10 protein-coding genes and 2 rRNA genes (1 of these 12 only partly in view) are annotated in these 11,058 nt (G+C 59.3%); 7 read left to right on the top strand and 5 right to left on the bottom strand.

Annotated features, from left to right (window positions below; all coding sequences use genetic code 11):
• Nucleotides 1–99 precede the first annotated feature (99 nt).
• Nucleotides 100–1,050 (bottom strand): GlxA family transcriptional regulator, encoded by a 951-nt coding sequence (locus AB4O40_RS28280; protein ID WP_056723455.1) that lies wholly within the window; start codon nucleotides 1,048–1,050, stop codon nucleotides 100–102.
• A 333-nt stretch (nucleotides 1,051–1,383) separates the two neighbouring features.
• On the opposite strand from AB4O40_RS28280, the gene AB4O40_RS28275 reads away from it, so the two are divergent.
• Nucleotides 1,384–2,106: a pirin family protein gene (locus AB4O40_RS28275; protein ID WP_409079459.1), complete on the top strand. Its 723-nt coding sequence runs from the start codon at nucleotides 1,384–1,386 to the stop codon at nucleotides 2,104–2,106.
• 53 nt (nucleotides 2,107–2,159) lie between these two features.
• On the opposite strand, the gene AB4O40_RS28270 is transcribed toward AB4O40_RS28275, so the two are convergent.
• Nucleotides 2,160–3,035, bottom strand: coding sequence for a LysR family transcriptional regulator (locus AB4O40_RS28270; protein ID WP_460056954.1), 876 nt, complete (start codon nucleotides 3,033–3,035; stop codon nucleotides 2,160–2,162).
• 112 nt (nucleotides 3,036–3,147) lie between these two features.
• Here AB4O40_RS28270 and AB4O40_RS28265 point away from each other — a divergent pair, with 112 nt between their 5' ends.
• The gene (locus AB4O40_RS28265; RefSeq protein WP_409079460.1) at nucleotides 3,148–4,371 is read left to right on the top strand and encodes a YbfB/YjiJ family MFS transporter; all 1,224 of its coding nucleotides are present in this window, start codon (nucleotides 3,148–3,150) and stop codon (nucleotides 4,369–4,371) included.
• 83 nt (nucleotides 4,372–4,454) lie between these two features.
• Here the strand turns inward: AB4O40_RS28265 and AB4O40_RS28260 are convergent, their stop codons facing one another.
• Entirely contained in the window at nucleotides 4,455–5,507 is a 1,053-nt protein-coding gene (locus AB4O40_RS28260; protein ID WP_056723448.1) for an AraC family transcriptional regulator, read from the bottom strand.
• Nucleotides 5,508–5,670: 163 nt separating this feature from the next.
• On the opposite strand from AB4O40_RS28260, the gene AB4O40_RS28255 reads away from it, so the two are divergent.
• The 5 genes from AB4O40_RS28255 to AB4O40_RS28235 all read left to right on the top strand — a co-directional run bounded on the left by AB4O40_RS28255 (nucleotide 5,671) and on the right by AB4O40_RS28235 (nucleotide 9,038).
• On the top strand, nucleotides 5,671–6,522 hold the full coding sequence (locus AB4O40_RS28255; protein ID WP_056723446.1) for a 3-hydroxybutyryl-CoA dehydrogenase: 852 nt from the start codon (nucleotides 5,671–5,673) through the stop codon (nucleotides 6,520–6,522).
• Complete coding sequence (locus AB4O40_RS28250; RefSeq protein ID WP_056723444.1) at nucleotides 6,509–7,168, top strand: TetR/AcrR family transcriptional regulator; 660 nt, start codon at nucleotides 6,509–6,511, stop codon at nucleotides 7,166–7,168. Before AB4O40_RS28255 ends, AB4O40_RS28250 begins: the two co-directional genes overlap by 14 nt.
• Before the next feature lie 89 nt (nucleotides 7,169–7,257).
• Nucleotides 7,258–7,671, top strand: a complete 414-nt coding sequence (locus AB4O40_RS28245) for a VOC family protein (protein WP_056723442.1) — start codon at nucleotides 7,258–7,260, stop codon at nucleotides 7,669–7,671.
• A 138-nt stretch (nucleotides 7,672–7,809) separates the two neighbouring features.
• Nucleotides 7,810–8,238, top strand: a complete 429-nt coding sequence (locus AB4O40_RS28240) for a hypothetical protein (protein WP_056723439.1) — start codon at nucleotides 7,810–7,812, stop codon at nucleotides 8,236–8,238.
• A 47-nt stretch (nucleotides 8,239–8,285) separates the two neighbouring features.
• Nucleotides 8,286–9,038, top strand: coding sequence for a bestrophin-like domain (locus AB4O40_RS28235; RefSeq protein WP_223542235.1), 753 nt, complete (start codon nucleotides 8,286–8,288; stop codon nucleotides 9,036–9,038).
• A 64-nt stretch (nucleotides 9,039–9,102) separates the two neighbouring features.
• On the opposite strand, the gene rrf is transcribed toward AB4O40_RS28235, so the two are convergent.
• A 5S ribosomal RNA gene (gene rrf / locus AB4O40_RS28230) occupies nucleotides 9,103–9,218 on the bottom strand.
• 169 nt (nucleotides 9,219–9,387) lie between these two features.
• Nucleotides 9,388–11,058 (bottom strand): 23S ribosomal RNA (locus AB4O40_RS28225) (it continues 1,223 nt past the right edge of the window).

Here is an 11,058-nt window from a genome sequence, read left to right as displayed (position 1 = left end):
TGCAATGAGTTCAGCGGTATCTTGGCAGGCCTCGGTGACGGTACAACTGCCACGGAGGGAGCGTCACGGCCATTGCGGTGCGCATGACGGACACGCGCGCTAGCTGAACTGCTCGCGGTATTGGGTCGGGGTCAGGCCGAGTTTCTCACTGAACAGAAAACGCATGTGCCGCACGCTGCCGAAGCCGCTTTTGAAGGCCACGGTCTTGAGCGGCAACTCGCTGGTTTCCAACAGGTTCCTGGCGCAGTCGATGCGTGCGCTTTGCAGAAACTCCATCGGCGTCATGTTCACTTCCCGGGCGAACACCCTGGCGAAATGACGCGGGCTCATGTTGGCCAGACCGGCCATGCGTTCGATGCTGTAGGTCTCATCCAGATGTTCGAGCACATGGTTCTGCACTCGGGTAATCGCCGTTTCATGAGGGGCCACCGCCGCCATCAACGGGCTGAACTGCGCCTGCCCACCCTGGCGTTTCATGACCACCAGCAACACCTTGGCCACGTCCTGGGCGACTTTCTTGCCGTGGTCCTGGGCTACCACCGACAAGGCCAGGTCGATCCCCGCGGTGACGCCACCGGACGTGATCAGGTTGCGGTCCTGGACGAAGATCTGATCGGTCTCGACGGTCGCCTTCGGAAAGCCCTTGATCAGCCGCTCGGTGTAGTGCCAGTGGGTGGTGACGCGATAGCCGTCGAGCAAACCCGCATGCCCCAACACGAACGCCCCGGTGCAGATCGAGCCAAAAGCGGCGGACCGGCTGACGTTGTGCCGGAGCCAGTCGAGCAATGGCGGATGCCTTTCGTTGTAGGCACCGGGACCACCGGGCACCAACAGCAAATCAAAACCCTCGCAGGCCTGGTCGATGTGCCGGTCGGCGTGCACGCTCACGCCATTGGACGCCCGCAATGCGCCGGGCTCGGTGCCGATGGTCGACAGCACGTAGTGATCGTCGGGTTTCAGGTATCGATTGGCGATGGAAAACACTTCCATGGGTCCGGCCATGTCGAGCAGGAGAAAGTCGGGAAACAGCACCATTGCCACGGTTTTCATGGATTGGAATTCACTGGGATCAATAGGGTCGGCACACCAATCCTTGTGGGAGCGGGCTTGCTCGCGAAGGCAGTGTGTCATTCACCATCATTTAGCCTGACACGACGCCTTCGCGAGCAAGTCGAATCGTCGCACCGCCGCTCCCACAGGATTCTTGCCATGCATTATGGCTAAGTACAACGTAAAGGTTGGAAAAGAATAGCTGATTCGCCCTCATAAACTGTCAACCTGTTCGAGACAGTATTTCAATTTTCATCTACTTATTGCACCAGCCAGTAACCATTAACCTTCTCCTCACTCGGACGAATTCACGTCCCCACAGGAGATTTCATCATGCTGACTCTTCGCAAAGCCTCGGATCGTGGCCTGGCCAATCACGGCTGGTTGAAGTCGTTCCATACCTTTTCCTTCGCCAGCTATCGCAACCCGAAAGAGCAGGGCTTTTCCGACCTGTTGGTGATCAACGACGACCGTGTGGCCGCCGGCAAAGGCTTCGGCCAGCACCCGCACCGCGACATGGAGATTTTCTCCTATGTGCTTGAAGGTGCCCTGGAACACAAGGACACCCTGGGCACCGGTTCGGTGATCCGCCCCGGCGACGTGCAACTGATGAGCGCAGGCAGCGGCGTGGCTCACAGTGAGTTCAACCACTCGAGCACCCGGGCGGTGCACTTTCTGCAGATCTGGATCGTGCCCGACGTCAGCGGCGCCAAACCGCGTTATCAGCAAGAGCATTTCAGCACCCAGAAGAAACGCGGACGCCTGCAACTGATCATCTCGCCGGACGGTGCCAAGGGTTCGCTCAAGGTGCGTCAGGATGCACGGGTGTATGCCGGCCTGATCGACGGCAAGGAAAGCGCCACCCTGGAGCTCGCCGCCAACCGCTACGCGTATGTGCACGTGGCCCGGGGCAGCGTCGAACTCAACGGTGTGCTGTTGCAGGAAGGCGACGGTGTGCGGGTTCGTGATGAACAGATGCTGACCTTGAGCAACGGCGTGGATGCTGAAGTGCTGGTGTTCGACCTGCGCCCACAGGAACTGCCGCAAATGCCATAACACCTTTGTGGGAGCGAGCCTGCTCGCTCCCACAGGATTTGTGCCACCTGGAATTACTCGCCGGTCCCGGCGAACCCCGCGACAATCTCATCGATCACCGCCCGGACCCTGGCCGTATGCCGCAGGTCCGCGTGGGTCACCAGCCAGATGTCATAGGGCATCGGACGCGAGCGTTCCGGCCACAACCTGACCAACCCCTCCTTCTCCCCGATGTACACCGGAATCTCTCCGACTCCGATCCCCGCCGCAATCGACCGACGCACCAGCAGGCTGGAACTGAGGCTCGCGACAATCCGCCCGCGCGCCACCGGTTCCGAGACCAGCGTCAGGTCCTTGTTGCCCTGCAAGTACGGCTGATACACCACCAGGTCATGCCCGGCGAACGCCGAGTCCGGCTCCGGCACGCCGTGGGCGTCGACATAGGCTTGCGAGGCAAACAGCCCTACCGGCCAACGGGCGATACGCCGGGCAATCAGGTCAGGGTTTTCCGGCCGGGTGTTGCGTACGGCGATGTCCGCTTCGCGTTTTGCCAGGCTGAGAATCTGCGTGGTGGCGTCCAGTTGCACCCGTACATCCGGGTGTTGCCGATGCAAACGGGCAATCGCCGGGATCAGGAAATCAATCGCCAGGGAGTCGGTGGTACTGACCCGAACCGTGCCGGTCAAGCGATCGTCCAGGCCCTGGATCTGGCGCTCCAGCTCCAGCGCCGAATGCTCCATTTTCTCCACGGCCTTGAGTGCCGCTTCGCCGACAGCCGTCAGCGCATAACCTTCGGATGTGCGCAGGAACAAGGTCGCACTCAATGACTTTTCCAGCGCCGTGATGCGCCGGCCGACCGTGGCCTGGTCGACCCCCAACACCCGCGCCGCACCACGCAACGTGGATTCGCGGCAAACCGCGAGAAATACCCGGGCGTCATCCCAATTCATCACGTTCTCCTGACGATGCAATTACGCATCAGCATAGCGCGTAATCGCTGCATTAATGCTTCGTAAAACCTCGATATGCTGAAGGCCAGAGTGACCCTACAGGACAATGCACATGCACAGTTCATCGCCTCCCCTTACCCCGGCGCCCGGCGCGATCTGGCTGCCGATCTTCGCCGGCCTCTGCGCCAGCCTGGTCAGCATCGGCCTGGCGCGCTTCGCCTACACGCCACTGATTCCCTCGCTGATCCAGGCCCACTGGTTTTCCGCCAGTGACGTGGTGTACCTCGGCGCCGCCAATCTGGTGGGGTACCTGATCGGCGCACTGATCGGCCATCCCCTGGCACGCCGGACCTCGAACAAGACCGCCCTGCGCCTGATGATGCTGGCGGTGACCCTGGCGTTTTTCGCCTGTGGCTTTCCGTTGTCGGTGAGTTGGTTCTTCGGCTGGCGCCTGCTGTCGGGGATTGCCGGTGGCGCGATCATGGTGTTGGTGGCGGCCACCGTATTGCCCCGGGTCCCGGCGGCCCGCAAAGGCCTGGCCAGCGGCGCGATATTCCTGGGTATCGGCCTGGGCATCGCCGGGTCGGGGACGATCGTACCGCCACTGCTGAGCCTCGGCTTGCAGCAAACCTGGTTCGGCCTGGGCCTGCTGGCCTTGATCCTCACGGCTGCCAGTTGGTTTGGCTGGCCGACAACTGCGCACCCGACTACCGCAACGCCGTCGAATGCACCGTCGTCCCCCACCGACCCGAACGTTTACCTGCTGTTCGCCCAATACGCATTCATGGCGGCCGGGTTGGTGCCGGCCATGGTGTTCCTGGTGGATTACGTCGCCCGTGGGCTCAATGCCGGGGCACATGTCGGCGCGCTGATCTGGGTGATGTACGGCCTGGGCGCGATTATCGGGCCGGTGAGCTACGGCTTTCTGGCAGACCATCTGGGCGCGAAAACCGGTATCCGCATCGTGCTGGTGCTGCAGGCGCTGGCAGTCGGCCTTTTATCGATCAGCAGTTCGTTCGTGGCGCTGGCTTTACTGGCGGTGATCCTCGGCTCCTTCCCCCCAGGCATCGTGCCGCTGGCGTTGGCGCGGGTGCATGAACTGATCCCCGGGCATCATCAGCAACAGGTTGCCTGGAGTCGCGCCACCGTGTCGTTCGCTACTTTCCAGGCGCTCTCGGGGTTCGCTTACTCGGTGCTGTTCAACGCCAGTGGCGGCCATCATGCCTTGATGTTCGTGATTGCCGCCGGCGCCATCGTTGTAGCGCTGTTGCTGGAACTGGGCAGCCGACTGCTCAGTCGCTCGACCGAATCCTTGACGCTCAATGCAGGTAAATGAAATGACACTCCCGCAGACCATGACCCTGATCGAAATCACCGAACCCGGTGGCCCTGAAGTCCTGCTACCGGACCGACAATGGCTCAGGGCTCGCAGGGTTCCTGAAGGATGGCGGCCCCTGCGCCCTGCTCCCCCTGATAACGGGCGCGATAGCGCCCGGGGCTTTCCCCGGTCCACTTCTTGAACGCCCGATGGAAGGCGCTGGGTTCCTGGAACCCCAGTTGCTCGGCGATATCGCTGATGCTCGCATCGCTCTGACGCAGTTGTTCAAAGGCCACGCCTCGGCGTACTTCGTCCTTGATTTCCTGATAGGAACAGCCTTCACGCTCCAGTTTGCGGCGGAAGGTGCTGGGGCTCAGGTGCTGTTCCAGGGCAAAGGCCTGCAACGTCGGCCACTCGCTGTAATGACTGCCGCGCAAGCGCTGATGGACCTGGGATGCCAGTCCGTGCTGGTTACGGAAGCGGATCACCAGCCATTGTGGCGCTGTACGCAGGAACACTTTCAGCGACGCCAGGTCTTGAGCCACTGGCAGGCGCAAGTAGTGACTGGCAAATTCGATTTCGGTGCGCTCGGCACCAAAGGTCAGGTTGGGGCCCCAAAGCAGGCGGTCGTCACCCAGCGACAGGCGCGAATGGCGGAAGTCCGCACGATCAATGGGAATGCGCCGCCCGCCCAGCCAGCACAGCAGACTGATCATCAACACCAGGAAGGTTTCTTCACCAAACCGGCTGGCGTCGTTGTCCGTCGAGCGGGTTTCAAGGCTGATCACCGCACGCTTGCCACGCACCGCGAGCGAGCCGCGAAAGTCTCGCAGGAACAAGCCGAAGTTGGCCAGGCATTGACGCATGGCCTTGTGCAGATCGGGCTCCTGAATCAGGGCACGGCAAATCAGGGCGAAACTGCCCGGCGGCATGCCATGGGAGTCGAGCCCGAAAAACTCATCGTCGAGCTCGCGGATCTGGATCAGCCACAACGCCGCAAACGCGTTGGCCGGCACCCGCGCCGTGGGTTGGTGCATGACCGCCGGATCAATGCCCGCCTGTTCGAGCACGGCCGTCACGCGCTGCGGATCATCCCTCAGCCCATGGATCATTGCCTGCACGAAATAGGCGGCAACCGAGTCCTTTTCCCGCATTGGTTCGCTTCTCTCTCATCACCCGAATGGCAAAAAACATCAGTGCCGTTGAACAGTTTTGGCATAGGACAACCGCCCTGCCGGCTCTAGACTCGCGGCAATAGTACGCCTTCGGCCGCCGTCGCGGCCAAGGTATCGCAGGGTTTGATCGAAGGATGGGAAGATGAATCTGCAAAACATCGGAGTGATCGGTGCGGGCACCATGGGCAACGGTATCGCGCAAGTCTGCGCCATGGCCGGTTTCAACGTGACCTTGCTGGACATATCCGAAAGCGCTTTGCAAAAAGCCGTCGCAACGGTCGGTAAAAACCTGGACCGGCAGATCGCCAGGCAAACCCTGACGGTGGAGCAGAAACAGGCCACCCTCGACAAAATTCGCATCAGCACCGATTACAGCGTCCTGGGTGACGCGCAACTGGTCATCGAAGCGGCCACTGAAAATCTGGACCTGAAACTGCGTGTGCTGCAACAGATCGCCGCGCAGGTCAGCAACGAATGCGTCATTGCCTCCAATACCTCGTCGCTGTCGATCACCCAACTCGCCGCCAGTGTCAGCCAGCCTGAGCGCTTCATCGGCCTGCATTTCTTCAACCCGGTGCCGGTGATGGGCCTGATCGAAGTCATCCGTGGCCTGCAAACCAGTGACGTGACCCACCAACTGGCGCTGGACATGGCGACCACTCTAGGCAAAACCGCGATTACGGCGGGTAACCGTCCGGGATTCGTGGTCAACCGGATCCTGGTGCCGATGATCAACGAAGCGATCCTGGTGTTCCAGGAAGGCCTGGCCAGCGCCGAAGACATCGACGCCGGCATGCGCCTGGGCTGCAACCAGCCTATCGGCCCATTGGCCCTGGCGGACCTGATCGGCCTGGACACCCTGTTGTCGATCCTCGAAGCCTTCTATGACGGTTTCAACGACAGCAAATATCGCCCGGCGCCACTGCTCAAGGAAATGGTCGCCGCCGGTTACCTGGGACGCAAAACGGGGCGCGGCTTCCATGCCTATGCCTGAGCGTTGCTCGCGCTTTGCCGAGTACCGGGACAAGGTCCTGGAGCTGTTTGCCTGCAAGGGGTTCGGCCAGGTCGGCATGCGCGAGCTCGCGACGTGCCTGGGGCTCTCCCCGGGCTCGCTGTATCACCATTACCCCAGCAAACAGCATCTGCTGCTCGACCTGATCGAGGAATTCTACGAGGAACTGCTGGCTACCCTGGGACGTATCCAGCAAAAAGCCCCGGGCAAGCGCGACAAGCTCAACAGCCTGATCCGCGCCCATCTGAACCTGTATCGGGAGATGCCTTGGCATTTCCGCCTGGTGGAGCGCGACAGCGGTTGCCTGAACGAAGAGCAGCAGGCTCGGGTCCGGCAATTGCGCGAGCAATACGAACGCACGTTGCTGAGGATGCTGGGCGCGAAGTCGCGTTTCAGCGAGCAAGGTCAGCTGGCGGCCGGGCATGCCATTGGCGCCCTGCTCAACAGCGCTCCCAGCTGGCTGACGCCACATGTGCTGGACGAGCAGGAACGTGATGAGCTGCTCGAGAGCATGGTCAGCGGTGCCATCGAACGTGTGCTGGCGCCACGGCGCGTGCCGGAGGCGATAAGCCTCGCGCGTCCTATTGAAAAAACATCTAAAGAAACACAAGCTTCGACAAAGATTTAGCGCTTTGCTTGTCGGCTCGACACAATCGGAATTCGCCGAAAAAACCGGCGTCCAAACCGATGTATGTACTCGAACACCTGGAGCCGACCATGAAAATCAATCCCTACCTTATCTTCAACGGCGACTGCAAAGCGGCCTTCACGTTCTACGCGCAGTGCCTGCAAGGTCAGATCGAAGCCATGTTGACCTTCGGCGAAACGCCGGCTGGTGAACATTTCCCCAAGGATCTGCACAACCTGATCATCCATACCCGTCTGATCGTGGGCGATCAGGCGATCATGGGGTCGGACACCACACCGGATCGCCCCGTGGATAAAATGAGTGCCTGTTCGATTTCACTCAACGTCGACAGCATTGCCGAGGCCGAGCGGGTCTTCAATGCGCTGGCGAACGGTGGCTCTGTGCAAATGCCACTGGAGACCACGTTCTGGGCGGCGCGCTTCGGCATGCTGGTCGACCGCTTTGGTGTGTCGTGGATGGTCAATTGCGAAAAGGATCAGTGAAAGACCTCAGTCGATTGACCGTCTTCAAGGCACTAAAAAGCCCAACCTGAAAAGGTTGGGCGTTCTGGCAACTCCCGGCCCGTCTGCTACCGTCAACTAGCCACATGGATAGCAGCGAACCAGAGGAGCGAACCCACTATGCCGGCCCACGACCTGTCCTGGCCCACCCGTTTCAAATGCTTGCTACTGGCCGGTGGACTGATCACCGGCCTGCTGACCCTCAATGGCTGCGCCACTGTCGACGCACAGACCACCGCGTATGTCGGCGTAGAACATCCAGCACCGACATCGCCGGACCATGTAGTCGTGCTGCGCTCGGAGCCTCTGCGTCCGCATGTGCGCCTGGGTGAAGTGTTGATCGACGCCAGCATCGACCCCGCCCCGCCGATTACCGAAGTCGAACAGAAGCTGCGGGAAGAGTCCGCCAAACTCGGTGGCGATGCAGTGGTGGTGGTCTATGACCACATTCAGGCGGTGGGTGCCTATGCCAGCGGGCCGCTGTGGGCTCGCGACGTGACGACCATCGAAGGACGCAAACTCAAGGGCATCGTGATCAAGTACCAGTAGATATCTCCCCTGGAAGACAGCGTCAACGGAGGTTGAATTTGAATGACGTGGTGATCGCCCTCATCGTTTTCGCGTGTCTGTCCGCCAGCGCACTGCTGGGCTCGTACGTGAGGGAGCGATTACCGAGCCATCATCTGAGCGACGACTCCGTGGCGGTGGTGAAGCTGGCCACCGGCCTCATCGCAACGATGTCGGCGCTGGTTCTCGGCCTGCTCGTTTCCTCTGCCAAAGGCACATTCGATACGGCCAATGCCGAACTGGAGGGCGCTGCGGCGAAAGTGGTTCAATTCGACCGCTTGCTGGCCCGCTACGGCACCGACACCCAGGGCATCCGCACCGAACTCAAGCACAACTACGCCGAAGTCACCCGAGTACTCGCGACCCGCGACCACCATCAGATTGCAGAACTCGATAGCCCCGAAATGATCCGTCGCTCCGAAGGCCTGCAACGCCAGGTCGAATCACTGACGCCTGGCAACGATGATCAGCGCACGCTGAAAGCCTCGGCATTGCAAGACATGGACACCGTGTTTGCCGCCCGCTGGCTGACCCTGTTGCAGGCCAATCAATCGATTCCACCGGTGATGCTGGTGATCCTGGTGACGTGGCTGGGGATTATCTTCGGCTCGTTCGGTCTGTTTGCACCCTGCAACGGCACCATTGTCGCCGTATTGCTGATGTGTGCCTTGTCGACGGGGGCAACCATCCTGCTGGTAGAGGAACTCAATCGACCGCTTGATGGTTTTATCTGTGTGTCACTGGATCCCCTGGAGCACACGCTGGAGCGGTTGGGGCAGTAATTTCATTTCCTGCGGACAAAAACAAAACCCCAACTGCTTTCGCAATTGGGGTTTCGGAATTTAATCTTGACGATGACCTACTCTCACATGGGGAAACCCCACACTACCATCGGCGATGCATCGTTTCACTGCTGAGTTCGGGATGGGATCAGGTGGTTCCAACGCTCTATGGTCGTCAAGAAATTCGGGTACTGAGTCGTGGCCGGTTGGCCTCGCTTCAGCAAATTGGGTATGCGATAGTTTGGTGTTTTGTGAGTATCTCGAACTTTCGGTTCGTTTCGTCTTCACACACCGCAATCTGGCCTCTTTCGTTTCTTCAACTAGGAGCAGCAAATTGCTTGGGTGTTATATGGTCAAGCCTCACGGGCAATTAGTATTGGTTAGCTCAACGCCTCACAGCGCTTACACACCCAACCTATCAACGTCGTAGTCTTCGACGGCCCTTCAGGGGACTCAAGGTCCCAGTGAGATCTCATCTTGAGGCAAGTTTCCCGCTTAGATGCTTTCAGCGGTTATCTTTTCCGAACATAGCTACCCGGCAATGCCACTGGCGTGACAACCGGAACACCAGAGGTTCGTCCACTCCGGTCCTCTCGTACTAGGAGCAGCCCCTCTCAAATCTCAAACGTCCACGGCAGATAGGGACCGAACTGTCTCACGACGTTCTAAACCCAGCTCGCGTACCACTTTAAATGGCGAACAGCCATACCCTTGGGACCGGCTTCAGCCCCAGGATGTGATGAGCCGACATCGAGGTGCCAAACACCGCCGTCGATATGAACTCTTGGGCGGTATCAGCCTGTTATCCCCGGAGTACCTTTTATCCGTTGAGCGATGGCCCTTCCATACAGAACCACCGGATCACTAAGACCTACTTTCGTACCTGCTCGACGTGTCTGTCTCGCAGTCAAGCGCGCTTTTGCCTTTATACTCTACGACCGATTTCCGACCGGTCTGAGCGCACCTTCGTACTCCTCCGTTACTCTTTAGGAGGAGACCGCCCCAGTCAAACTACCCACCATACACTGTCCTCGATCCGGATAACGGACCTGAGTTAGAACCTCAAAGTTGCCAGGGTGGTATTTCAAGGTTGGCTCCACGCGAACTGGCGTCCGCGCTTCAAAGCCTCCCACCTATCCTACACAAGCAAATTCAAAGTCCAGTGCAAAGCTATAGTAAAGGTTCACGGGGTCTTTCCGTCTAGCCGCGGATACACTGCATCTTCACAGCGATTTCAATTTCACTGAGTCTCGGGTGGAGACAGCGCCGCCATCGTTACGCCATTCGTGCAGGTCGGAACTTACCCGACAAGGAATTTCGCTACCTTAGGACCGTTATAGTTACGGCCGCCGTTTACCGGGGCTTCGATCAAGAGCTTCGCGTTAGCTAACCCCATCAATTAACCTTCCGGCACCGGGCAGGCGTCACACCCTATACGTCCACTTTCGTGTTTGCAGAGTGCTGTGTTTTTAATAAACAGTCGCAGCGGCCTGGTATCTTCGACCGGCGTGGGCTTACGGAGCAAGTCCTTCACCCTCACCGGCGCACCTTCTCCCGAAGTTACGGTGCCATTTTGCCTAGTTCCTTCACCCGAGTTCTCTCAAGCGCCTTGGTATTCTCTACCCAACCACCTGTGTCGGTTTGGGGTACGGTTCCTGGTTACCTGAAGCTTAGAAGCTTTTCTTGGAAGCATGGCATCAACCACTTCGTGTTCTAAAAGAACACTCGTCATCAGCTCTCGGCCTTGGAATCCCGGATTTACCTAAGATTCCAGCCTACCACCTTAAACTTGGACAACCAACGCCAAGCTGGCCTAGCCTTCTCCGTCCCTCCATCGCAATAACCAGAAGTACAGGAATATTAACCTGTTTTCCATCGACTACGCTTTTCAGCCTCGCCTTAGGGACCGACTAACCCTGCGTCGATTAACGTTGCGCAGGAAACCTTGGTCTTTCGGCGTGGGTGTTTTTCACACCCATTGTCGTTACTCATGTCAGCATTCGCACTTCTGATACCTCCA

The sequence above is a fragment of the Pseudomonas sp. S2_F07 genome (assembly GCF_054668325.1).
Note: the sequence above shows the minus strand (reverse complement) of the source record. Positions and strands in the feature narration are given on the sequence as shown.